33 protein-coding genes are annotated in these 22,970 nt (G+C 57.4%); all 33 read left to right on the forward strand.

Annotated elements, in window-relative coordinates; all coding sequences use genetic code 11:
* Positions 1-113: 113 nt before the first annotated feature.
* The 33 genes from rpoC (at position 114) to rpsK (ending at position 22,967) form a co-directional block, all read left to right on the forward strand.
* A complete protein-coding gene (rpoC, locus tag RAH42_RS04015) occupies positions 114-5,243 on the forward strand; it encodes a DNA-directed RNA polymerase subunit beta' (RefSeq protein ID WP_078017088.1) in 5,130 nt (1,709 codons plus the stop codon).
* A 412-nt stretch (positions 5,244-5,655) separates the two neighbouring features.
* The gene (rpsL, locus tag RAH42_RS04020) at positions 5,656-6,027 is read left to right on the forward strand and encodes a 30S ribosomal protein S12 (RefSeq protein ID WP_009165707.1); all 372 of its coding nucleotides are present in this window, start codon (positions 5,656-5,658) and stop codon (positions 6,025-6,027) included.
* A 20-nt stretch (positions 6,028-6,047) separates the two neighbouring features.
* The gene (rpsG, locus tag RAH42_RS04025) at positions 6,048-6,518 is read left to right on the forward strand and encodes a 30S ribosomal protein S7 (RefSeq protein WP_078017087.1); all 471 of its coding nucleotides are present in this window, start codon (positions 6,048-6,050) and stop codon (positions 6,516-6,518) included.
* Between the two features lie 20 nt (positions 6,519-6,538).
* The gene (gene fusA / locus RAH42_RS04030; RefSeq protein WP_078017086.1) at positions 6,539-8,638 is read left to right on the forward strand and encodes an elongation factor G; all 2,100 of its coding nucleotides are present in this window, start codon (positions 6,539-6,541) and stop codon (positions 8,636-8,638) included.
* A gap of 31 nt (positions 8,639-8,669) precedes the next feature.
* Positions 8,670-9,869 carry an elongation factor Tu gene (tuf, locus tag RAH42_RS04035; protein ID WP_078017178.1) on the forward strand — a complete coding sequence of 400 codons (1,200 nt, stop codon included), beginning with the start codon at positions 8,670-8,672 and terminating at the stop codon, positions 9,867-9,869.
* 14 nt (positions 9,870-9,883) lie between these two features.
* A complete protein-coding gene (gene rpsJ / locus RAH42_RS04040) occupies positions 9,884-10,189 on the forward strand; it encodes a 30S ribosomal protein S10 (protein WP_078015853.1) in 306 nt (101 codons plus the stop codon).
* Between the two features lie 80 nt (positions 10,190-10,269).
* Positions 10,270-10,896: a 50S ribosomal protein L3 gene (rplC, locus tag RAH42_RS04045; RefSeq protein WP_078015854.1), complete on the forward strand. Its 627-nt coding sequence runs from the start codon at positions 10,270-10,272 to the stop codon at positions 10,894-10,896.
* A gap of 20 nt (positions 10,897-10,916) precedes the next feature.
* Positions 10,917-11,540, forward strand: coding sequence for a 50S ribosomal protein L4 (rplD, locus tag RAH42_RS04050; RefSeq protein WP_317540009.1), 624 nt, complete (start codon positions 10,917-10,919; stop codon positions 11,538-11,540).
* Positions 11,537-11,833, forward strand: coding sequence for a 50S ribosomal protein L23 (gene rplW, locus RAH42_RS04055; RefSeq protein ID WP_009165422.1), 297 nt, complete (start codon positions 11,537-11,539; stop codon positions 11,831-11,833). The genes rplD and rplW overlap by 4 nt, the downstream gene beginning before the upstream one ends.
* 20 nt (positions 11,834-11,853) lie before the next feature.
* Positions 11,854-12,684, forward strand: a complete 831-nt coding sequence (rplB, locus tag RAH42_RS04060) for a 50S ribosomal protein L2 (RefSeq protein WP_078015856.1) — start codon at positions 11,854-11,856, stop codon at positions 12,682-12,684.
* A 20-nt stretch (positions 12,685-12,704) separates the two neighbouring features.
* Positions 12,705-13,007, forward strand: a complete 303-nt coding sequence (gene rpsS, locus RAH42_RS04065; RefSeq protein ID WP_078015857.1) for a 30S ribosomal protein S19 — start codon at positions 12,705-12,707, stop codon at positions 13,005-13,007.
* Between the two features lie 14 nt (positions 13,008-13,021).
* Positions 13,022-13,351 (forward strand): 50S ribosomal protein L22, encoded by a 330-nt coding sequence (gene rplV, locus RAH42_RS04070; protein ID WP_009165420.1) that lies wholly within the window; start codon positions 13,022-13,024, stop codon positions 13,349-13,351.
* 13 nt (positions 13,352-13,364) lie between these two features.
* Positions 13,365-14,054 (forward strand): 30S ribosomal protein S3, encoded by a 690-nt coding sequence (gene rpsC / locus RAH42_RS04075; RefSeq protein ID WP_078015858.1) that lies wholly within the window; start codon positions 13,365-13,367, stop codon positions 14,052-14,054.
* Positions 14,055-14,477, forward strand: coding sequence for a 50S ribosomal protein L16 (rplP, locus tag RAH42_RS04080; RefSeq protein WP_078015859.1), 423 nt, complete (start codon positions 14,055-14,057; stop codon positions 14,475-14,477). It begins immediately after the preceding gene.
* 2 nt (positions 14,478-14,479) lie between these two features.
* The gene (gene rpmC, locus RAH42_RS04085; RefSeq protein WP_078015860.1) at positions 14,480-14,695 is read left to right on the forward strand and encodes a 50S ribosomal protein L29; all 216 of its coding nucleotides are present in this window, start codon (positions 14,480-14,482) and stop codon (positions 14,693-14,695) included.
* 6 nt (positions 14,696-14,701) lie between these two features.
* Complete coding sequence (gene rpsQ / locus RAH42_RS04090; RefSeq protein WP_009165416.1) at positions 14,702-14,992, forward strand: 30S ribosomal protein S17; 291 nt, start codon at positions 14,702-14,704, stop codon at positions 14,990-14,992.
* Between the two features lie 3 nt (positions 14,993-14,995).
* Positions 14,996-15,364, forward strand: coding sequence for a 50S ribosomal protein L14 (rplN, locus tag RAH42_RS04095; protein ID WP_009165415.1), 369 nt, complete (start codon positions 14,996-14,998; stop codon positions 15,362-15,364).
* A gap of 12 nt (positions 15,365-15,376) precedes the next feature.
* Positions 15,377-15,706 (forward strand): 50S ribosomal protein L24, encoded by a 330-nt coding sequence (gene rplX / locus RAH42_RS04100; protein ID WP_229769299.1) that lies wholly within the window; start codon positions 15,377-15,379, stop codon positions 15,704-15,706.
* Positions 15,707-15,721: 15 nt separating this feature from the next.
* Positions 15,722-16,270, forward strand: a complete 549-nt coding sequence (rplE, locus tag RAH42_RS04105; protein ID WP_317540010.1) for a 50S ribosomal protein L5 — start codon at positions 15,722-15,724, stop codon at positions 16,268-16,270.
* 11 nt (positions 16,271-16,281) lie between these two features.
* Positions 16,282-16,467 (forward strand): type Z 30S ribosomal protein S14, encoded by a 186-nt coding sequence (locus tag RAH42_RS04110; RefSeq protein WP_009165412.1) that lies wholly within the window; start codon positions 16,282-16,284, stop codon positions 16,465-16,467.
* Positions 16,468-16,495: 28 nt separating this feature from the next.
* Complete coding sequence (gene rpsH / locus RAH42_RS04115; RefSeq protein ID WP_009165411.1) at positions 16,496-16,900, forward strand: 30S ribosomal protein S8; 405 nt, start codon at positions 16,496-16,498, stop codon at positions 16,898-16,900.
* A gap of 14 nt (positions 16,901-16,914) precedes the next feature.
* Positions 16,915-17,454: a 50S ribosomal protein L6 gene (gene rplF, locus RAH42_RS04120; RefSeq protein WP_078015862.1), complete on the forward strand. Its 540-nt coding sequence runs from the start codon at positions 16,915-16,917 to the stop codon at positions 17,452-17,454.
* A gap of 16 nt (positions 17,455-17,470) precedes the next feature.
* Entirely contained in the window at positions 17,471-17,842 is a 372-nt protein-coding gene (gene rplR / locus RAH42_RS04125) for a 50S ribosomal protein L18 (protein ID WP_078015863.1), read from the forward strand.
* Positions 17,843-17,854: 12 nt separating this feature from the next.
* The gene (gene rpsE, locus RAH42_RS04130; protein ID WP_078015864.1) at positions 17,855-18,358 is read left to right on the forward strand and encodes a 30S ribosomal protein S5; all 504 of its coding nucleotides are present in this window, start codon (positions 17,855-17,857) and stop codon (positions 18,356-18,358) included.
* A gap of 13 nt (positions 18,359-18,371) precedes the next feature.
* Positions 18,372-18,584, forward strand: a complete 213-nt coding sequence (gene rpmD, locus RAH42_RS04135) for a 50S ribosomal protein L30 (protein WP_078015865.1) — start codon at positions 18,372-18,374, stop codon at positions 18,582-18,584.
* Positions 18,571-19,017: a 50S ribosomal protein L15 gene (gene rplO, locus RAH42_RS04140; protein ID WP_009165406.1), complete on the forward strand. Its 447-nt coding sequence runs from the start codon at positions 18,571-18,573 to the stop codon at positions 19,015-19,017. The genes rpmD and rplO overlap by 14 nt, the downstream gene beginning before the upstream one ends.
* Position 19,018: 1 nt before the next feature.
* Entirely contained in the window at positions 19,019-20,305 is a 1,287-nt protein-coding gene (gene secY / locus RAH42_RS04145) for a preprotein translocase subunit SecY (protein ID WP_078015866.1), read from the forward strand.
* 12 nt (positions 20,306-20,317) lie between these two features.
* Positions 20,318-20,968 (forward strand): adenylate kinase, encoded by a 651-nt coding sequence (locus tag RAH42_RS04150; RefSeq protein ID WP_078015867.1) that lies wholly within the window; start codon positions 20,318-20,320, stop codon positions 20,966-20,968.
* Complete coding sequence (gene map / locus RAH42_RS04155) at positions 20,965-21,735, forward strand: type I methionyl aminopeptidase (RefSeq protein WP_078015868.1); 771 nt, start codon at positions 20,965-20,967, stop codon at positions 21,733-21,735. The genes RAH42_RS04150 and map overlap by 4 nt, the downstream gene beginning before the upstream one ends.
* A 31-nt stretch (positions 21,736-21,766) precedes the next feature.
* On the forward strand, positions 21,767-21,988 hold the full coding sequence (gene infA, locus RAH42_RS04160) for a translation initiation factor IF-1 (protein WP_009165402.1): 222 nt from the start codon (positions 21,767-21,769) through the stop codon (positions 21,986-21,988).
* 65 nt (positions 21,989-22,053) lie between these two features.
* On the forward strand, positions 22,054-22,179 hold the full coding sequence (gene rpmJ, locus RAH42_RS04165; protein WP_009165401.1) for a 50S ribosomal protein L36: 126 nt from the start codon (positions 22,054-22,056) through the stop codon (positions 22,177-22,179).
* 5 nt (positions 22,180-22,184) lie between these two features.
* Positions 22,185-22,565 (forward strand): 30S ribosomal protein S13, encoded by a 381-nt coding sequence (rpsM, locus tag RAH42_RS04170; protein WP_009165400.1) that lies wholly within the window; start codon positions 22,185-22,187, stop codon positions 22,563-22,565.
* An 18-nt stretch (positions 22,566-22,583) separates the two neighbouring features.
* A complete protein-coding gene (gene rpsK, locus RAH42_RS04175; RefSeq protein ID WP_009165399.1) occupies positions 22,584-22,967 on the forward strand; it encodes a 30S ribosomal protein S11 in 384 nt (127 codons plus the stop codon).
* Positions 22,968-22,970 lie beyond the last annotated feature (3 nt).

Genomic DNA, 22,970 nt, shown 5'->3' on the forward strand with positions numbered 1-22,970 from the left:
GCAAAAAGAAGAGCGGGAGAGACGCTGCTGCCGCCTCTTTCGCTTCCGAGCGTTTTTCGGTCCCGTATTCGTCTTTTCGTCATTTATTGGATAGAAATGGAGTGATTCTCCTTATGAATAAAGAAATCGTCGGAATCCGTCTGCGCCTGGCCACCCCCGACCAGATCCGGGAGCTGTCCCACGGCGAAGTCAAAAAGCCCGAAACGATCAACTACCGCACGCTGCGTCCCGAACGCGACGGCCTTTTCTGCGAGCGCATCTTCGGGCCGACCAAAAGCTATGAGTGCGCCTGCGGCAAATACAAGAAGAGCGGTCCCAAGTTCAAGGGCGTCGTCTGCGACCGCTGCGGCGTCGAAGTCACCGACAACCGCGTGCGCCGCGAGCGCATGGGGCATATCGAGCTGGCGGCTCCCGTCGTGCACATCTGGTATCTGCGCGGCATTCCCAGCCGTCTCAGCCTGCTGCTGGGCACGCCCACCAAAATGCTGGAGCGCGTGGTCTATTTCGCACCGCTGCGCAAGCGCGAGGCGGCGTACAAGGTCGTCATTGAGGGCAAGCGTCCCGACCTGGCCGCCAAGGACGACGTGATCTCCGAATCAGAGATGCGCGTCCACGCCCATTACGATCCGAAATTCAAGGCCGAAGAAGCGTACCGCATCCTTTCCACCGACGACGTGCCGCTTTCCGTCGGCGACGTGATCAGCGCCAATCAACTGGCCCGCTATCAGTCGGAGTGGGGGGAGGAATCCTTCTCGGCGGAGCCGGCCTACACGATCGTTTCTCTCAACGGCGTCACGGCCGACGAAGTCCCCGTGTTGACGGCTGAAGGCCCCGCCGCCGAGTCCGCAGGCGAGATGAAATGGAAGCCCGGCGACAGTATTCCCGAATCCGATCTGACTGCCCTGCGCGGCGGCAGCGAAGTGGAGGCCGAGCGCCGCAAGACCGGCACTCAGGACAGCTACATCGTCACCTCGGTGACCCGTCTGCCCTACGGCAAGGGACAGATCCTTTCCCAGTCGGAACACACCCTGTTCCAGGAAAAATATCCGCACCGCTTCACCTCGCAGCTCGAGAGCGTCGTCGTCGAGGATCCCTGCTACCTGGTCATCGACGAGGGCGAATCGCCGTTCTCTGATTCCGACATCATCATCGAGCGCGAACAGCATCTGTGCTCGGCCTACGATCCCAAGTTCAAGGCCGGCATCGGCGCCGAGGGCGTGCGCGAAAAACTCTGCGCCATGGATCTGAACCACCTCGTCCAGGAGCTGCGCGAGGAACTTTCCGAAACGACGGGACAGAAGCGCCGCAAGATCGTCAAACGCCTTCAGGTCGTGGAAGACTTCCGTAAGGGCGACTGCGCGCCCCAGTCCATGGTGCTCGAAGTGCTGCCCGTCATTCCGCCCGATCTGCGTCCCATGGTCCAGCTCGACGGCGGCCGCTTCGCCACCTCCGACCTGAACGATCTGTACCGCCGCGTCATCAACCGCAACAACCGCCTCAGCAAGCTGAAGGAACTCAAGGCGCCCGAGATCATCATCCGCAACGAAAAGCGCATGCTTCAGGAATCCGTCGACGCCCTGATCGACAACGGCCGCATGGGCAAAGCCGTGCTCGGCGCCGGCAACCGGCCCCTCAAGAGTCTCACCGACCTGCTGCGCGGCAAGAAAGGACGCTTCCGCCAGAACCTGTTGGGCAAGCGCGTCGATTATTCCGGCCGTTCCGTCATCGCCATCGGTCCCTTCCTGCGCCTCTATCAGTGCGGCCTGCCCAAGCAGATGGCGCTGGAGCTGTTCAAGCCGTTCGTCATCCAGAAGATGGTCGAGAAGGGCATCGCCACCAACGTCAAAAACGGCAAGCGCATGATCGAGCGCGGCAACGAAGAGATCTGGGGCATCCTCGAAGAGATCATCAAGGACCATCCCGTCATGCTCAACCGCGCCCCGACGCTGCACCGTCTGGGCATTCAGGCTTTCGAACCGATCCTCATGGAAGGCAAGGCCATCCGCCTCCATCCCATGGCCTGCACGGCCTTCAATGCCGACTTCGACGGAGACCAGATGGCCGTTCACGTGCCGCTGTCCATCGAAGCCCAGACCGAAGCGCGTATGCTCATGCTGGCCGCCAACAATCTGCTTTCGCCCGCCAGCGGCAAGCCGATCGTTTCGCCCACCCAGGATATCCTGCTCGGCGTGTACTACATCACCAACATGGTCTCCGGCCTCAAGGGGGAGAACACTTACTACGACAGTCTCGACGACGTGATGACCGCTCTCGATCACGGAGCGGTGCACGTCAACACGCGCATCTATCTGCGCTGGGATCCCGAATGGAAGCCGCTCACCAAAAAAGGCATGGAGGACGGCGATTTCCTCGATCCCAAGACTCGCAAGTGGCTGATCACTTCGCCCGGACGCGCTTTGTTCAACCTGCACCTCAACCCGCGCCTGCGCTTCGTCAACTTCCAGATGGGCAAGAAAGACCTCAGCGCCATGCTCGACAAGGCGTACGATTATCTTAGCCACATCGAGATGGTCGACACGCTCGACTCCATCAAGAACCTCGGCTATCACTGGGCCTGTCTCAGCGGCCTAAGCTTCCAGATGCAGGCGATCGTCATCCCGCCCGAGAAGCAGCAGCTCGTCAATGAGTCGCTGGACGTCGACGGACGCATTCGCGACCAATACGAGATGGGCATTCTCACCGAAGACGAATATCTGCGTCAGAAGGAAGATCTGTGGTCCGGCGCGGCCGGCAAGATCGGCGACTCCATCATGGATCACATGGCTGTTACCAACCCTATCCGCATGATGGTCGAGTCCGGCGCCCGAGGCAGCAGAGGGCAGCTGGCGCAGATGGCCGGCATCCGCGGCCTGATGGCCGATCCGACGGGGCGCATCATCGATTATCCCATCACCACGAACTTCCGCGAAGGCATGAACATGCTGGAGTACTTCATTTCCACGCACGGCGCCCGCAAGGGGCTGGCCGATACGGCTCTGCGCACCGCCAAGTCGGGATATCTGACCCGCCGTCTGGTCGACGTCGCCCAGGACATCATCGTCCTCGAGGAAGACTGTCACACCAGCAAGGGCATCAAGATCGAGCCGATGAAGAGCGACGGCAAGGTCGTCATCCCGCTGAGCGAACGCATTGCCGGGCGCACCAGCCTTGAAGACATCGACGATCCCGTCAGCGGTGAACGTATTATCAGCAAAAACGAACTGATCTCGCCGGACAAGGCCCTTGAAATCGAGAACCTTCGCGAGCACATCTGGGTTCGCAGCCCGTTAAGCTGCGAGTCGCCTTACGGCATCTGCCAGAAGTGTTATGGCGTCGATCTGTCCAGCCGCAAGATGGTCAACATCGGCGAAGCGGTCGGCGTCGTCGCGGCGCAGTCCATCGGCGAGCCCGGCACTCAGCTGACGATGCGCACGTTCCACACCGGCGGCGTGCGCATTTCCGGAGAGGACATCACCCAGGGGCTTCCTCGCATCGAACAGCTTTTCGAAGCCCGCCGCCCCAAGAAGGTCTCCTATCTGGCCGGGCTCAACGGCAAAGTGGCCGAAGTGCGCGAGCTCGAGGGCAAGCGCAAGGTCATCATCGAAGGCACCCCTAACGACAGCGACGTCGTGCAGAAGGTTACCTACAATATTCCCGCCTCTCAAAGCATTCTGGTGGAGGAGGGGGATGAAGTCAAAGCGGATACTCTGATCACCGACGGCTACATCGACCCTCAGCAGCTGCTCGAAGTCGAGGGACAGGAAGCCGTGCAGAAATACTTGGTGGACAGCATCCAGGAAGTGTATCGTTCGCAGGGCGTTTCCATCAACAACAAGCACATCGAGGTCATCCTGCGCAAAGTCGCTCCGATCAACCGGCTGCGCGTCATCGACGAAGGCGACACTTCGCTGGTGGCGGGCGATCTGGTCTGGGCTTCCGACGTGCAGAAGGAGATCGACGAACTGACGGCGGAGAACGAGCGCAATCTTGAAGAGGCCGTCAGAACGCTTTCCGGCAAAACCTTCCTCGGACAGGAAGGCGTTCATCCCACGCCGGAGATCACGAGCCGTCAGAAGACCGTTATCGACCGTCCGCTGGTCGAGGAACTTCTCAAAGCCGGCACGCCGATGACCAAGCTTCATCTGCGTGACAGCGACGGTCCGCTGGACGTCATTGTCGGCGAAGCTTCATTCCGCGCGCGCCTGAAAGGATTCCAGCCCGTGGAACCCATCACCTGCGCCGACGGCACGGTGATCCCCAACTCTCGCGAGCTGACGCTGCAGGACTTGACTCGCATCACAGCCACGCCTTCGGAGCCTCATTTCTATCGTGACGTGGAAACTTTGCGCAAACTCACTGACGCGGCCTATTTGGCCAAGGATGTTTCGATAGGCGATACGGTGATCGCCAGGACCAACGATCTGGTCAACGGCGAGCTGGTGCAAAAACTCAGCAGCAATCCCGTCAAAAGCATCCGCATCTGGAAGAACGTCCAGCACATCGACGTTATCGATTACCTCCAGGAGCGCCTGATCAGCACTCACTGGGGCAAACTTCTGACTGCCGCTTTCGACGCCGAAGGCAATCCCGCGCCCAATATGCCCAGGATCGTCGACGCGTCGGTGATTCGGGCCATTCTGCAGAACAAGATCAAGACGCTGGCATTGCACGACAGCGACAAGCCCGTTCATCTTGACGAGTATCTGGCCCAGGCGCTCATCAATGCCGTTGTCGGTAAAGTCACGCTGGAAGCCGTAGAACTCGGCGAAGGCAGGGGCAGCATCCCCGCCGGCGTTACGCTCACGGAAGAACACGCTGCCCGCATCATTGCCAGCCGCGTGCCGAAGCTGAGCCTGCGTCCCGCTTCACCGCAGAGCGAAGAAGTGACGCTGATTTCACGCGTTTCCTACGTGCGTAAGCTGCGCGTTTCTCCTGTATGCAAAAAATTCATTCACGGGATCACCAAGGCCGCTCTGGCAACGGAGAGTTTCCTGAGCGCCGCGTCTTTCCAGCAGACCGCCCAGATCCTTGCCGGCGCCGCTGTGCGCAGTCAGGTCGATCATCTGATGGGGCTCAAGGAGAACGTCATCATTGGTCACCTGATTCCTGCGGGAACGGGGATCGAACGCTTTCAGAGCCTGAATGTTTCCAGCAAGTTCGTGCCCGTCTCCGAAGCTGAGAACGCCGATGATGCTGCGGAAAAACAGATGTCTGACGGCGCTGAGGTCCCGGCGGACGAGTGAGAATCTAAGAAAAGTCAAATGTGTAAGTTTTAAATGTCGAAGAAGTCGGCTTAAAATACTCGATGCGGGGCGTGCTAAAAGCTTGACATTAGCGCGCCCCGTTGCTATTATCACTTGGTGTCTTTCGTGCGAGGGTGAACTGTGTCCTTTTATCGGGAACCGCGATGATTCCAAGGATGCGCGCTCTTTCCCTCGGGAAAGGTGAACGTCTGGGACCATTTTGGTTTAATCTGCCGTGGATCAAGCCCCAGGGCTTGAGTAAACGAATGCTCTCGAGAGAGGCTGGTTTTTCTTCCCCGCGCGGAACTTATCCAGACAAACCCGGACCGGTGTACATCATACGGAAGACAGCCGGAGAAGTTGTTCTTCGGCGAAGTTCAATAGAATTTTTTCGGAAGAAGGAGGAAATATCGTGCCAACAATCAATCAGCTTGTGCGTAAGGGACGCGTCGCTGCGACTTACAAGTCGGCGTCTCCCGCGCTGCAGAACTCTCCCGTTCGCCGCGGCGTCTGCACCCGTGTCTACACCGTGACTCCCAAGAAGCCCAATTCGGCCCTTCGCAAGGTGGCTCGTGTCCGCCTGACCAACGGCATTGAGGTTACGTCTTACATTCCCGGCGTCGGACACAACCTGCAGGAGCACTCGGTGGTTCTCGTGCGCGGCGGTCGCGTCAAGGACCTTCCCGGCGTCCGTTACCACATCGTTCGCGGAGCTCTCGACTGTGGCGGCGTTGCGGATCGCAAGCGCAGCCGTTCCAAGTACGGCGCTCGCCGTCCCAAGTAAGTATTTAAGGAGGAAATTCCATGCCGCGTAAAGGGCATATCAAAAAACGTGAAACCATCGCTGATGCGACTTACAACAGCGTTGTCGTCACGAAGTTCATCAATACTCTGATGCTCGACGGCAAGAAGAGCATTGCCGAAGGCATTATGTACGGCGCCCTCGAAAAAGCTTCCGAGAAGCTGAAGGTCGAACCCATGGCTCTTTTTGAGAAGGCTATGGAAAACGTCAAGCCCGCGGTCGAGGTCCGTTCCCGCCGTGTCGGCGGCGCGACCTATCAGGTCCCCGTCGAAGTCGCTCCCGCGCGTGCGCAGGCGTTGGCCATCCGTTGGATCATTTCTTACGCCCGCAGCAAAAAAGGCATGCCCATGGCGGAACGTCTTGCCCGCGAGTTGATGGACGCCTACAACAATGAGGGCAGTTCCGTGAAGAAACGCGAAGATACCCACAAGATGGCCGAGGCCAACAGAGCCTTCGCTCATTACCGTTGGTAGTCAGCCGTTGGTGACGTTTCATGCTGACTAAGGATCTGACGAAACTCCGCAACATTGGCATTGCCGCCCATATCGACGCCGGAAAGACCACGACCACGGAACGCATCCTGTTCTACACGGGCGTGAACTACAAGATCGGCGAAACTCACGACGGCACCGCGACCATGGACTGGATGGCTCAGGAGCGCGAACGCGGGATCACCATCACTTCCGCCGCTATTACCTGCCAGTGGAAGGATTGTTTTATCAATATTATTGACACTCCCGGCCACGTGGATTTTACGGTCGAAGTGGAACGTTCTTTGCGCGTCCTCGACGGAGCCGTTTCCGTCTTCTGCGCGGTCGGCGGCGTCGAACCCCAATCGGAAACGGTCTGGCGTCAGGCTGACAAGTACAAGGTCCCTCGCATCGCGTTCATCAACAAGATGGATCGTGTCGGCGCGAACTTTTTTGGCGTTGTAAGCCAGATTCATGATCGTCTCGGTGCTCGTGCTGTGCCGGTGGTTCTGCCCATCGGTGCGGAGGATTCTTTTCAGGGAATCGTTGACCTTCTTCATATGAAGGAGGTCGTCTATGTTGACGAAACCGGCGCGCATCCTGAGCTTCGCGACATTCCCGCCGATATGCTCGACGACGCGAAAATGTATCGTGAGAACCTCATCGAGCAGCTGGGCGACGTCGACGATGAGATCATGAACATGTATCTTGAAGGGCAGGAGCCGACGGTCGAACAGCTGAAGGCGGCCATCCGCCGTCAGACGATCGCGCTGAAGTTCGTGCCCTGCTTCTGCGGCAGCGCTTTTAAAAATAAGGGGATTCAGCCCGTGCTTGATGCGGTTATCGATTATCTGCCCAGTCCCGTCGATATTCCCGCAGTCGAGGGGACTTCTCCTGATGACGAGACCAAGGTGATTGAACGCCATCCTAAGATGGACGAGCCGCTCTCGGCTTTGGCGTTCAAGGTTGCTGTCGATCCCTTTGTGGGGCGTTTGACGTTTTGTCGTATTTACTCCGGCACGCTTCATACTGGCGACACTCTTTACAATCCTGCAAGCCGTAAGCGCGAACGCATTGGCCGCATCCTCCTGATGCATTCCAACAAGCGTATCGACATCGACGACGCCAGCGCCGGCATGATCGTGGCCCTGCCCAGTCTCAAAAACACCCGTACGGGTGACACTCTCTGCGACGAGAACAATCCCGTCGTGCTTGAAAGTCTTACCTTCCCCGCTCCCGTCATCACGCTGGCGGTCGAACCCGCGACGACCGAGGACAAAACCAAATTGGCCAAGGGGCTGATCGCGCTGTCTGACGAAGATCCCACCTTCGTCGTCAAAGATAACGAAGAAACGGGGCAGACGACGATCTCGGGCATGGGCGAGCTCCATCTTGACATCATCGTTGACCGCCTGCGCCGCGAGTTCGGCGTCCACGTCAACGTCGGGCGTCCGCAGGTCGCTTACCGCGAGGCCATTCAGAACCGCGTTGAAAAGGTTCAGGGCAAGTTCGTCCGTCAGAGCGGCGGCCATGGACAGTACGGTGATTGCGTCATCAACATGGAGCCTTTGCCCGATGGACAGGAAGGATTTGTGTTTGAGGACGATATCGTCGGCGGCGTCATTCCTCGCGAATTCATCCCCGCCTGTCAGAAAGGCTTCGAAGAAGCCATGGGCAGCGGCGTTCTCGGCGGGTTCCCCGTCATCGGCGTGAAAGTCGAGTTGGTGTACGGAAGCTATCACGAGGTCGACTCTTCGGAAATGGCCTTCAAGATCGCCGCTTCGATGGCTTTCAAGGAGGCCATGAGAAAGGCGAATCCCACGCTGATGGAGCCTATTATGTCCGTCGAAGTCGTGACTCCGGAGGATTACGTGGGCGACGTTATGGGCGATCTTTCGTCCCGCCGTGGCCGTGTTGACGGCATGGAAATGAGGGCGAATGCCCGCGCGATCAAGGCCTATGTGCCTCTGGGCGAGATGTTCGGTTACGCCACCGATTTGAGAAGCAAAACTTCGGGGCGCGCCAACTACACCATGCAGTTTGACCACTACGAACCGGTTCCCAAGAATGTTGCCGAGACGATCTTGAACCCCAGCGGCGCTGACTCCGCTGGCAAAAAGTAAGTTTCTAGGAAAGCCTAGGGAGGAAAAAACAATGGCAAAAGAGAAATTTGAGCGCAGCAAGCCCCATCTGAACATCGGAACGATCGGGCACATCGACCACGGCAAGACGACGCTGACGGCGGCGATCTCTCACGTTCTGTCGAAGACAGGCTACGCGGAAGAGACCAAATTCGACCAGATCGACAAAGCGCCGGAAGAGAAAGAACGCGGCATCACCATCAACATCTCCCACATCGAGTACACCACCGACAAACGCCACTACGCCCACATCGACTGCCCCGGGCACGCCGACTACATCAAGAACATGATCACCGGAGCGGCGCAGATGGACGGAGCCATCCTCGTCGTCGCGGCCACCGACGGGCCCATGCCCCAGACCCGCGAACACGTCCTGCTCGCCCGCCAAGTCAACGTCCCCGCGCTGATCGTCTTCATGAACAAAATCGACCTCGTCGACGACCCCGAACTCCTCGACCTCGTGGAAATGGAAGTGCGCGAACTGCTGAGCAAATACGGCTTCCCCGGCGACGACATCCCCATCATCCGCGGCAGCGCGCTGAAAGCGCTGGAAGAAGGGACCGGAGCGCGCGACGACAAGTGGAGCAAACCCATCTGGGACCTCCTTGACGCGTGCGACAGCTACCTCCCCGAACCCGTGCGTGAAATGGACAAACCCTTCCTGATGCCCATCGAAGACGTCTTCACCATCACCGGGCGCGGCACCGTCGTGACCGGGCGAGTCGAACGCGGAGTGATCAAACCCGGCGACGAAGCCGAGATCGTCGGCATCAAAGACACCCGCAAAGTCGTCATCACCAGCTTGGAAATGTTCCGCAAAATGCTCGACGACGCCGAAGCCGGCGACAACGTCGGAGCGCTGCTGCGCGGCATCGACAAGAGCGAAGTCGAACGCGGACAGGTATTGGCGAAACCCGGGAGCATCCAGCCCCACAAGAAATTCAAAGCGGAAGTGTACGTGCTGAAGAAAGAAGAAGGCGGCCGTCACACCCCCTTCTTCAACGGCTACAAACCCCAGTTCTACGTGCGCACCACCGACGTGACCGGCTCCATCAAACTTCCGGACGGAGTGGAAATGGTGATGCCGGGAGACAACAGCACCTTCGAAGTGGACCTGATCGCGCCCGTGGCGATGAACGAAGGCCTTCGTTTCGCCATCCGCGAAGGCGGCCACACCGTCGGCGCCGGCGTCGTCTCCCAGATCCTCGAGTAAGCGGAGGCCGTGTCGTGTCCAAAAAAATCAGAATTCGTCTCAAAGCGTTCGATCACCGCGTACTCGATACCTCCGCCGTCCAAATCGCTGAAACCGCGGCTCGCAGCGGCGCCAAGGTCGCCGGTCCGATCCCGCTTCCTACGGAGATCAACAAGTTCTGCATCCTCACATCACCTCATGTCAATAAGGATGCCCGCGAGCACTATGAAATGAGAACCCACAAGCGTCTCATCGACATTTTCGATCCGACGCAGAAGACGATGGAAGCATTGATGCAGCTGAATCTTCCCTCTGGTGTCGATATCCAGATCAAGCTCTAACCGAGCGGGAAGCTCTGAGCCAATAAAGCTGAATCTCCCTCGCTGGAGGGAGCTCTGAGCAAAGGAGAGTGTATTGTAGTATGAGTCTTGGTATTCTTGGACAGAAGCTGGGGATGACCCGCGTATTTAACGAAGCGGGGCAGTCCGTTCCGGTGACCGTTATCGCTGCTGGCCCTTGCCCTGTGGTCGATGTCCGTACCCCTGAGAAAAACGGTTACAGTGCCGTTCTTCTCGGTTTGGGCGAACGTAAGCCTCACAAGGTCACGAAGCCGCTTCAGGGTATGTATGACCGCTGCGGTGTAAAGCCCTGTCGTTGGCTGCGTGAATTCCGTATTGAGAATTCCGCCGAGTATAAAGCTGGTCAGATTGTCGACGTGGCCGTCTTTGCCGAGGGCGAGACGGTCAGCGTCACCGGCACCAGCAAGGGGAAAGGATTCGCGGGCGTTATGAAGCGCTGGAACTTTGGTGGTCTTCAGGCGAGTCATGGCGTGTCCGTGTCGCATCGTAAGCCGGCCTCAAGCGGCGCCAGCAGCTATCCGAGCCATATTTTCAAGGGCAAGACGATGCCCGGACATCTCGGCAACGAGCGCGTCACCATCAAGAATCTGACCGTCGTCGCAGTTGATAAGGAGAACAACCTCCTTCTCATCAAGGGTGCGGTTCCTGGCGCCAAAAACGGCCTCGTCCTGATTCACAAGCAGGACTAGGCTGAAGGAGGATCAACGAAATGCCTGTTATCAAGATTATGAATATCAGCGGAGAAATCGTTGGGGAGAAGACGCTCTCGGACGAAGTCTTCGGCGCTTCTGTTCATGTTTCTGCGATGCATCAGGTTGTAGTGGCTCAGTTGGCTCATGCCAGACAAGGGACAGCCAGCACCAAGATGCGCGGCGAAGTTCGCGGCGGCGGCAAGAAGCCATGGAAACAGAAACATATCGGGGGCGCGCGCGCGGGCAGCAGCCGTTCGCCTCTCTGGGTCGGCGGCGGCGTGGTTCACGGGCCCAAACCCCGTTCCTACAGCCTGAAAGTCAATAAGAAGGTCCGCGCCCTGGCGATGCGCAGTGCTCTTTCGATGCGGGTGATTGAGCAGTCGCTTTGTGCGGTGGAGAGCTTTGGCTTTGAGGTCCCGTCCACGAAGAAGATGAAAGGTTTCATCGATTCTCTGAAGGCCAAAAAGGTCCTGTTCCTGCTTGACCAGAGAGATGAAAATGTTGTCAGATCCGCCAGCAACATCCCCGGCGCCAAGGTCCTTCATGTTGACAGCATCAACGTGCTTGACCTGGTTCATCATGATCATGTCGTAGCCACGCCGGCGGTTCTCGAAAAGCTTGAGGAGGTGTACGCTCGATGAATCTTGTAGCTCATGACATCATCATCCGTCCTGTGGTTACCGAGAAGAGCAGCCGCTTGATGGAAATGAACAAGTACACCTTCGAAGTTCATCCTATGGCCAATAAGATTGAGATTCGCAAGGCTGTCGAGGTTGTCTTCAAGGTTAAGGTCAAGAGCGTCCATACGGTGAAGGTCCATTCCAAGCCCAAGCGCATGGGAGCTTTTCTTGGCAAGAGCCGCGCGTGGAAAAAGGCCATCATCACGTTAGCCGAGGGAGAGCGCATCCAGTTCTTCGAAGGCGCTGGCGCCTAGCGATTGGAGGAAATCTGAAAATGGCAATCAAGGAATTCAATCCCTACACCGCCAGTAGACGTCATATGACGGTTCTAAGCCGTGAGGACATCACGAAGCAGAAGCCTGAGCGCTCTCTGCTTGCCGGCAGAAAGAAAAGGACGGGCGGCCGCAACAATTACGGGCGCAGGACTATGCGTTTCATCGGTGGTGGTCACATCCGCCGCCTGCGCATCGTCGATTTCAAGCGCGATAAAATTGGCGTCCCCGGTCGCGTTGCGGCGATCGAATATGATCCCAACCGTTCTGCGCGTCTGGCGTTGATTTTCTACGTCGACGGCGAAAAACGCTACATCCTCTGCCCCGACCAGCTTCATGTCGGCGATACGATCATGGCGGGGCCCGAGGCGGATATCCGCCCCGGCAACGCCAAGAAGTTCAAAAACATTCCTGACGGCACGTTGGTTCACAACATCGAGCTCGAACCCGGTCGCGGCGCCAAGCTGGTCCGTTCCGCCGGCGTCAGCGCTCAGCTGATGGCCAGAGAAGGCAAGTTCGCATTTGTGCGCATGCCCAGCGGCGAACTTCGCAAGTTCCTGCTTGAGTGCACCGCTACTATTGGCGTGGTTGGCAACGGCGAACACGAAAACGTCTCGTTGGGCAAGGCCGGCAAGACTCGCTGGCTGGGACGCAAGGGACGCATCCGCGCTATGATTCAGAACCCTGTCGACCACCCCATGGGCGGCGGAGAGGGCACCACGAAATCGCATCATCACCCCTGTTCGCCTTGGGGCACCCCTGCGAAGGGCTATCGTACTCGTGCGCGTAAGCCTTCTGACAAGTTCATTGTCAGACGTCGTTACGCCAAGTAGTAGGGTAAGGAGGACAAAATATGGCACGTTCTGCTAAAAAAGGACCCTACGTCGAGGCGAGGCTCCTCAAGAGGGTCGAGGAACTGAACGGAAGCGGCACGAAAAAGGTTCTCAAGACCTGGTCGCGCGCTTCCATGATCGTTCCGCCTATGGTTGGTCATACAATCGCTGTTCATAATGGCCGTACCCATGTTCCGGTCTATATCAGCGAGAACATGATCGGTCATAAGTTGGGTGAATTCGCGCTGACCCGTCGTTTTACCGGCCACAGCGGTCAGGAGCGTTCGATTCCGACCGCGGCGGCAGCGCCGAAGGCTAAGTAAAGGGGGACATTGACGTGCAGGCTTATGCAGTTGCCAAGGCGGTTCGTATTTCGCCTTATAAAGTTCGTCAGGTACTGCCTTTGATTCGTGGCAAAAAAGTTGGAGATGCCATGATGGTTCTCCGTTATACCCCGAAGAAAGCTGCCCGACTTGTGGAAAAGGTGCTGAAGAGCGCCGTCGCTAATGCTGAGTTCAACTTTGGCATGGATGTTGAGAAGCTGAAGGTTGTCGAGGCCAAAGCCGATCAGGGCCCCAGCATGAAACGTTTTCGTCCCGCGTCTATGGGGCGGGCTCATGCGTATGTGCATCGTACCAGTCACATCACTGTGACGGTCGCCGAGTAAGGGGAAAGGACTTATGGGTCAGAAAGTTCATCCGATCGGTTATCGTATCGGCGTGATCCGCGACTGGGAATCCAAGTGGTATGCGGTTGGTAAAAATTATGTGAAGAATCTTCACGAGGATATCAAGCTGCGCACCTGGATCAAGAATCGCTGGGAAGGCGCCGGCATTTCTCGCGTCGAGATTGAGCGCGTGGGCAAAGTAATTCGTTTCACGCTATGGACGGCTCGTCCTGGTGTGGTGATCGGCAAACAGGGCGCCGAGCTGACGAAAGTGAAAGACGAGCTCCAGGCTTTGACCGGCACCCGCGTGATGCTGAACGTTCAGGAGATCAAAAATCCCGACGTCGACGCGCAGCTTGTGGCCGAAGGTATCGCCTCCGCGCTGGAGCGCCGCGTCAGCTTCCGCCGCGCCATGAAGCAGGCCATGTTCCGTACCATGAAGGCCGGCGGTCTGGGCATCAAGATTCAATGTTCGGGACGTCTTGGCGGAGCGGAAATTGCCCGCACGGAGTGGTATAACGATGGGCGCCTTCCTCTTTCCACGCTTCGTGCTGACGTGGACTACAGTTGCGTCAAGGCCGTGACCATGTATGGCGCTATTGGTGTGAAGTGCTGGATCTACCGTGATGAGAAAGCCTTGAACACGGCAGCTCCTCGTCCAGTCCGCAGCAGAGCGAACAAAAGGGAAGGAGGCCGGGCCTAAATGTTGATGCCGAAAAGAACAAAGTTCCGTAAGCCTCATCGCGACTGCCTTGTGGGTGAAGCGAAAGGCGGGGCTTACGTGGCTTTTGGCGAGTTCGGCGTGCAGGCGATGGAATGCGCCTACATTACTGCCCGCCAGATCGAAGCGACCCGCGTTGCCATCAACCGTAAGATGCGCAAGGGCGGCAAGTTGTGGATCCGCATCTTCCCCGACGTGCCTTATACGAAGAAGCCTCTTGAAACCCGAATGGGAAAGGGAAAGGGCGCTCCGGAGTTCTGGGTATCCGCCGTTCGTAAAGGCCGCATCATGTTTGAGCTTGGCGGGATTCCCCGTGAAATCGCTGAGGAAGCGTTCCGCACGGCCTCTCACAAGCTTCCTATCAAGGTGCGGCTTGTGACCCGCGACAGTTTGGATGGTGAATAGTAATGGACGCCAAAAGTCTGCGTGAAATGACCGTTGAAGAGCTTATGAACAAGCACGACCAGTTCAAGGAAGAGCTGTTTAACCTGCGCTTCCAGAATGCTGTTGGTCAGTTGAAGAACACCAGCAGGATCAAAGAGGTCAAAAAGACCATCGCGAGAGTCCTTACCATTGTTCACGAAAAGGAACAGGGACTGAACGTGAACGCCGGAAGGAGGTAAGGCACAATGGAAGCTAAAACCCCTCATCGTAAGATGAAGATCGGAATCGTTGTCAGCGACAAGATGGAGAAGACGATTTCCGTCCGTGTGACCCGGCATGCCATGCACCCCGTGTACGGCAAGCGCATCATCAAGTCCAAGAAGTTCCTTGTGCACGATGCTGAGAACGCCTGCCGCATGGGCGACAGAGTCCAGTTTGCCGAAACTCGTCCTATGAGCAAGAACAAGCGCTGGACCCTCGTCAAGATCATTGAGAGAGCCCCCATCCTGGGCGGATCTGTCGAGGAGGATGTTTAACCGATGATTCAGTTAAATACAGTGCTTAACGTTGCTGACAACACGGGCGCGAAGCGCGTCAAGTGCATTCAAGTGCTCGGCGGCAGCCGACGCCGTTTCGGCTCGCTGGGCGATATCATTGTCTGCGCTGTAAAGGAAGCCATCCCCAACAGCAATGTTGCCAAGGGCAGCGTCGTCAAGGCTGTGATCGTTCGTACCAAAAAAGAGCGTCGTCGTGCGGATGGTTCCTACGTGCGCTTTGACGATAACGCCGCGGTTCTGATCGACGGCAACGGCGATCCGAGAGGAACTCGTATTTTTGGCCCAGTCGCCCGTGAGCTTCGCGCGAAGAAGTACATGCGCATCATCTCGCTGGCGCCCGAAGTTGTATAGGAGGCCTGCGTGATGAGCAAAATGCGTTTGAAGAAGGGTGACCGCGTCAGAGTCATCTCCGGTAAGGACAAGGGCAAAGAAGGCAAGATTCTTGTTTCCTTCCCCGCGGAAAACAAGGTTATCGTCGAAGGCGTAAGCGTTGCCTCGCGTCACAGCAAGCCCACTCAGGCCAATCCGCAGGGCGGCATCGTCAAGAAGGAGACGCCGATCTATGCCTCCAAGGTCATGCTGATTTGCCCCAACACCGGTAAACCCACCCGCGTTGGTCACGCTTTCCTGGAAGACGGCCGCAAAGTGCGCGTGGCCAAGGTTTCCGGCGAAATTGTCGACCAGCTCAAGTAGTGGAGGAGGCAAATCATGACCGTACGCGTGCTGGAAAAGTACAAGAGCGAAGTCGTGCCTGCGCTTCAGGCTCAGTTCGCTTATAAAAATCCCATGATGATGCCTAAGATCGTCAAGGTCGTCATCAATATCGGCGTTGGCGACGCCAAGAGCGACAGCAAGTTTATCGATGTCGCCGCCGCCGAGCTTGCCACGATCAGCGGACAGCGTCCGATGATCAAGAAGTCGAAGAAGTCCATCGCGAACTTCAAACTTCGCGAAGGTTCTCCCGTCGGCTGCAGCGTGACGCTTCGCGGCGTGCGCATGTGGGAGTTTCTCGACCGTCTGCTGAATCTCACTCTTGCTCGCATCAAGGACTTTCAGGGCGTGTCGAGAACGTCCTTCGACGGACGCGGCAACTACAACCTCGGCCTCAGGGACCAGCTGATTTTCCCCGAGATCGATTACGACAAAGTTGTCAAGCTTCGCGGTATGAACGTTACCATCGTGACGACTGCGAACACCGACGAAGAGGCTTTTGTCATGCTCGAGAAGCTTGGCATGCCTTTTGCGCACGCTGAATAGGAGGGGTTGAGATGGCGAGAAAAGCTCTGAAGAACAAAGCTGCGCTGACCCCGAAGTTTTCGACCCGCGGCTACAACAGATGCCCGATCTGTGGCCGTATGCACGGTTACATGAGAGATTTCGACATGTGCCGCTGCTGCTTCCGCAATCTTGCCCGCGAAGGCAAGATCCCTGGAATTGTCAAGTCGAGCTGGTAAATTACCGCTCTGAGAAAGGGGAACTTTCATGTACGTTAACGATCCGATTGCGGATATGCTCACGAGAATTCGCAACGCGAACATGGTCTACCATGAGAGCGTCGATATCCCGATCAGCAAGATGAAGCTGGGGATTGCGAAGATCCTGAAAAGTGAAGGTTACATCCGCAACTACAAGGTCCTCAACGACCCCAAAAAGCCCGCGGGCACCATTAAGGTCTTTATGAACTATGGTCCCAACCGCGAACGCGTCGTACAGGGCCTTCGCCGCATGAGTAAGCCCGGCCGCCGTGTCTATGTCGGCAAAGATAAACTGCCCAAAGTCATGGGAGGCTTGGGAATTGCCATTATTTCCACTTCCCAGGGTCTGAAGACTGACGCCGAGGCCAGGCTGCTTGGGCTCGGTGGAGAAGTCGTCTGCTATGTCTGGTAAGGCGAGGGATTAACATGTCAAGATTAGGACGTAAACCCGTCACGGTCCCGCAGGGTACCAGCGTAGAAGTCAAGGAAGACAGAATCGTTGTCAAGGGCAAGAACGGCCAGTTGTCCATGCCTCTTGTGGAGAACATCTCCGTCGAAGTCAAGGACGGCGCCGTTCACGTAGCCCGCGCCAACGAGGAGAAGCCCACCAAGGCCGCGCACGGCATGGTGCGCGCCATGATCAACAACATGGTTATCGGCGTCACCGAAGGGTACACCAAGACTCTCGAAATCGAGGGCGTTGGCTATCGCGCCGCCATGAAAGGCAAGAACCTCGGTCTGAGCTTGGGTTTTTCCCATCCGCTTGAAGTGATTCCTCCCGAGGGAATCACCTTTGCCGTGGAAGGCGCGACCAAGATTTTCGTCAAAGGCATCGACAAACAAGTTGTTGGCCAGATCGCTGCGATCATTCGCGGATACCGCGCTCCCGAACCCTACAAGGGCAAGGGCATTCACTATCTCGGCGAGCACATCCTGCGCAAGGCCGGCAAGACCGCTACTAAGTAAGACGAGGTGAGCCGATATGATTAAGACCAAGAGCAGAAATGAAATGCGTCTCCTTCGGCACAGCCGTCTTCGCAAGAGCGTTTCCGGCACCGCTGAGAGACCGAGACTGTCTGTTTTCCGCAGCCTGAAAGACATCTACGTTCAGGTGATCGACGACACCGTCGGTCATACGCTGATCTCCGTATCCACAAAGGAAAAGGTCGTGGCGCAGAGCCTTGAGTGCGGCCATTGCACGGTAGCCGCTGCCAAGGTTGTGGGCAAGCTTGTTGCGGAGCGTGCGAGGGAAAAAGGTATCACCGAGGTCGTCTTCGATCGCGGTGGCCACGTGTATCACGGCCGCGTTCAGGCGATCGCCGACGCCGCTCGTGAAGCCGGTTTGAAGCTCTAAGGAGGAATTTCAATGACCGAAAAACAGTCTGCGAGCGGTACCGAGCTGAACGAGCGCGTTGTCTTTATCAACCGTGTCAGCAAGACCGTCAAGGGCGGCAAGAGATTCCGTTTCAGCATCCTTCTTGCCGTCGGCGACGGTGAAGGCAACGTGGGCATCGGTATGGGCAAGGCTCGCGAAATTTCCGAAGCTGTCCGCAAGGGCATGGAAGACGCGAAGAAAGACATGATCCCTGTGAAGCGCAACGGCAAGACCATTCCTCATCCGGTGATGGGACGCTATGGCTCGGCGGCCGTTATGCTCCGCCCCGCCGCTGACGGTACCGGAGTTATCGCCGGCAGCGTCGTGCGCGCCATCATGGAGCTGGGTGGCATCAAGGACGTTATGACCAAGGTCGTCGGACACACCAGCAACCCCGTCAACGTCGCCCGCGCCACTCTGGCTGCCGTCGCTTCGCTGCGCACTCGTGACGAGATCATGGTTCTGCGCGGCAAGAAAAAGACGGAGAACGCTTAGGAGGTAAGGGACCATGGCTAAACTTCGTATTGTCTGGAAGAGGAGCGATATCGGCCGTCCTGAGCGTCAGTCGCGTACGATCAAGGCGCTGGGATTCCATAAGCTGAACTCGGTCGTCATTCACGAGGATACGCCCCAGATCCGCGGCATGGTTCGCGCGGTGGCTCACCTTGTCGAGTGCTCTGAAGTGAACGAGGAAGGGGGCAAAGCTAATGAATCTGAGTGATCTGCGTCCGGCCGAAGGTGCCAAGCACAAAGCGAAGCGCGTTGGCTGCGGCATCGGCAGCGGCAACGGCAAAACTGCCGGAAGAGGCACCAAGGGGTACGGCTCCCGTGCCGGCAGCGCTATCCGTCCCGGTTTTGAGGGCGGCCAGATGCCTTTGGTTCGCCGTACGCCCAAGCGCGGTTTCAACAATTACAATTTTGCTAAGGTATATCAGATCGCCAATCTGGGCGACATTGCCGAGATCTTCAAAGAAGGCGCTGTCATCACGGTGAACGAGCTCTTTGCGTACGGCTTGGTCCGCAATATGGATACGCCCGTCAAGATCCTTGGTGATGGCGAGCTTGACAAACCGCTGACGATCAAGGCAGAAGCCTTCAGCAAGTCTGCTGCTCAGAAGATTGCAGCTGCAGGCGGAACTGCTGAGGTGATTTAAAGTGGCTGATACCTTCCGCGACGTATTCAAACTTCCGGATCTCAAAAGGCGCATTCTCTTTACCTTGGGAATGCTGTTTGTTTTCCGCCTGGGAGCTCACATTCCTACGCCGGGCATCAACTCGGCGGCGATGTCGCAGCTCTTTGAAGGAAGTGGCGTTCTCGGTTTCCTTGACCTGTTTGCCGGTGGTGCGCTGAGAAGGTTCAGTCTTTTCTCGCTTGGTGTGGCGCCTTACATCAACGCGAGCATTGTTTTGCAGTTGGCCGCTGTCATTTTCCCCACGCTTGAGCGTCTTCAGAAAGAAGGTCCGCAGGGGCAGAAGAAAATGACGCAGTATACGAGGTATGGAGCGATCTTCTTCGCGTTTGTGCAGGCGGTCGGCATGGCCATGTGGCTGCGCCGCGCCGGGGTTCTGGCTGCGTCGGGACTTGATTTCTTTGTCGCTGTCATTACGGCGGTGACGGGATCGGTAGCCGTGATGTGGCTTGGCGAAGAAATGACCGATCACGGCATCGGCAACGGCATTTCCCTGCTGATCTTTGCCGGTATCGTTGCCCGTCTTCCCGAGGCTGTGATCCAGACGCTTTCGATGGTCAGCTCCGGTGAAATGAACGTCGTCACGCTGATTCTGGCGCTCGCCGTCATGGTCGCTGTTCTGGCGGGCGCTGTGCTCCTTGAACAGGGGCAGCGGCGTCTTCCCGTTCAGTACGCGAAGCGCGTCGTCGGCAACCGCGTCTACGGCGGACAGAGCAGTTTTATTCCGCTGCGTGTCAACATGGGCGGCGTCATGCCGATCATCTTTGCCTCGTCGCTGCTGATTTTCCCCTCGACGGTGCTTCGCCTTTTCCACGGCACAGAGCGGCTGGCGAATTACTTTGCGCCCGGCAGTTGGCTTTACACGGTCCTGTATGTAGTGCTGATCGTCTTCTTCAGTTTCTTCTACACGGCCATGGTCTTCAATCCGAGCGACATCGCGGACAACATGAAGAAAAACGGCGGCTTCATTCTCGGAATCCGTCCGGGCAAGCCTACGTCAGACTACATCGAAAAGATCGCCTCCCGCATCACGCTGGTGGGGTCGGTCTTTCTCGTCGTGGTCGCTCTTGTCCCCGATCTTCTGACCAACGTGTTCGGCATCACGAGTTTTTACTTTGGCGGAACGTCCGTCCTGATCATCGTGGGTGTGGCGCTGGAGATCGTCGAGCAGGTCAACAGTCAGCTTTTGATGCGCAACTATGAGGGCGTCCTCAAGCGTGCCAAGAGCGGCCGGGGATTGCTTCGCTTCTAGGGAGGACGGGAGATGAGGATTATTCTTGTCGGACCTCCCGGCGCAGGCAAAGGCACTCAGGCTGAGAAGATTGTCGCGAAGTACGGTGTCGCCCACATCTCCACGGGCGACATCCTTCGCGCCAACGTCACGGCTGGCACGGAGCTTGGCAGAAAAGCCAAGTCCTTCATGGACGCCGGCGCTCTTGTGCCTGACGACGTGATCGTCGGCATGATGCGCGGCCGACTCGCTGAAGACGACTGTCGGAAAGGGTTCATCCTCGACGGTTTCCCCCGCACCGTTCCTCAGGCCGAAGCGCTGACGGCGCTTCTGGCGGAGATGGGGATCGAGCTTGACGGTGTGATCCTTCTCGACGTGGACGACGAAACGGTCGTCGAACGTTTGTGCGGACGCCGCATGTGCAAGAAGTGCGGCCGGATCTTCCATGTCTCTTTCAAGCCTTCTGCGAAGGGAGACCGCTGCGATTCATGCGACGGCGAGCTCTACCAGAGGGACGACGACAGGGAAGAAGTGATCCGTCAGCGTCTGGCCGTGTATCATGATCAGACGGCTCCTCTTGTCGATTATTACGGCAAGGCGGGGCTTCTGCTCAGAATCGACGCTGCCGAAGCCGGGGACCAGGTTTTAAGCCGTATCGAAGCCATGCTTGAGAGGCGTGCATGATCTCTCTCAAGTCCGTTGGCGATATTGAGAAGATGCGCCATGCCGGTGCGATTCTTGCCGATCTTCTGATGAACTTGAAGGGGATCGTCAAACCCGGCATGACGACGGCCGATATTGATCGATATGCCGAAGACTTTATCAGGAAGAACGGCGCCGTTCCTTCCGAAAAGGGGTACGCGGTGCCGGGGATTTCTGAGCCTTATCCTGCTTCGGTCTGCACGTCGGTCAACGACGAAGTGGTCCATGGGATCCCCAGCGACAAACGGATCCTTGAGGACGGCGACATTGTCAGTGTCGATGTCATGGCCTCTTATCAAGGCCTCCACGCTGATGCGTGCTACACCTACGCGGTGGGCGACATTTCGCCGCAGAGGCAGGCGCTGCTTGACGTAACACGGGAAAGTCTGGATCGCGCGATCGCCAAGGTGAAAGCCGGAGCGACTCTCGGAGACATCGGAAACGCTGTGGAGTCTTTTGTGATTCCCAAAGGTTATGGCATAGTGCGGGAATATGCAGGACACGGAATTGGGCGTCATCCCCATGAGGCCCCGTCGGTCTTGAACTACGGTGAGCCCGGCACGGGAGTAACTCTTTTGAAGGGGATGACGATCGCCATCGAACCCATGATCATGTGCGGCGGCGAGACCCTGAAAGATGGAACGGACGGTTGGCTTGTTTCGACAGCCGACGGTTCTGATGCGGCCCATTTCGAAAAAACCGTCCTCGTCACGACGGACGGAGCAGAAATCCTGACTCCCTGGCACTAACCGGGATCTTTGAGGAGGTTCGTAAGGTTCCATGGCTAACAAGGACGATGTGATCGAGGTCCACGGCGAAGTTGAAGAGCCCTTGCCCAACGCCATGTTTCGCGTCAGGCTTGAGACGGGCCAGGTGATTCTGGCTCATGTTTCGGGAAAAATGAGGATGCATTTCATCCGTATTCTTCCCGGCGACAAGGTGTTGTTGGAATTGTCGCCTTACGACCTGACCAGAGGGCGGATCACTTACCGCTACAAGTAGTCGATATGCTGCCTCTGCGGCTGTTTGCAGCCGGGAGCGGAATGTCCATGAGGAGTGTGCAAACTATGAAGGTTAGATCATCTGTTAAACCCATTTGTGAGTATTGCCGAGTGATCAAGCGCAATGGCGTCATCCGCGTCATCTGCAGCCGCGATCCTCGTCATAAACAGCGTCAGGGAGCTAGGAGGTAACCGGTATGGCTCGAATTGCAGGAGTTGATCTTCCCCGCGACAAGCGTGTTGAGATCGGCCTCACCTACATCTATGGCATCGGTCTGAGCACGGCTCGTGAGATTCTCAAGAAGACTGGCGTGAACCCGGATACGCGCGTCAAGGATCTCACCGAAGAAGAAGCCCAGCTGCTTCGTTCCGAAATCGTCAACAATCACAAGGTGGAGGGCGACCTTCGCCGTGAGGTGTCCATGAACATCAAGCGGTTGATGGACATCGGCTGTTATCGTGGTATCCGTCACCGCCTGGGGTTGCCCTGTCGCGGCCAGCGCACCAAGACGAATGCCCGCACGTGGAAGAACCGCAAAGGACGTTCACGTCCCGTTGCCGGTAAGAAGACCGCATAACCAAGGGAGGTAACGTTCGTGGCCAATCGCACACAGCGTAAGAAGGAAAAGAAGAATATCAGCTACGGAGTCGCTCATATCTTCTCGACGTTCAACAACACCATCGTGAGCATCACCGACAAGGGCGGCGCTCTGCTGGCGTGGGCGTCGGGCGGCAACGTCGGTTTCAAGGGCGCCCGCAAGTCCACTCCCTTCGCCGCGCAGGTCGCTTCTCAGCAGGCCGCCAAAACGGCTCAGGATCACGGCCTTCGCGAGATCGACGTGGTCGTCAAGGGCCCCGGTCCAGGCCGTGAGTCTGCCATCCGCGCGCTTCAGGCCGTCGGCCTGCAGGTCAACTCCATCAGGGACGAGACCCCCATCCCTCACAACGGATGCCGTCCTCCCAAAAGACGCCGCGTCTAATAC

This window comes from Pyramidobacter sp. YE332 (genome assembly GCF_033060595.1).
Classification (GTDB): Bacteria; Synergistota; Synergistia; order Synergistales; family Dethiosulfovibrionaceae; genus Pyramidobacter.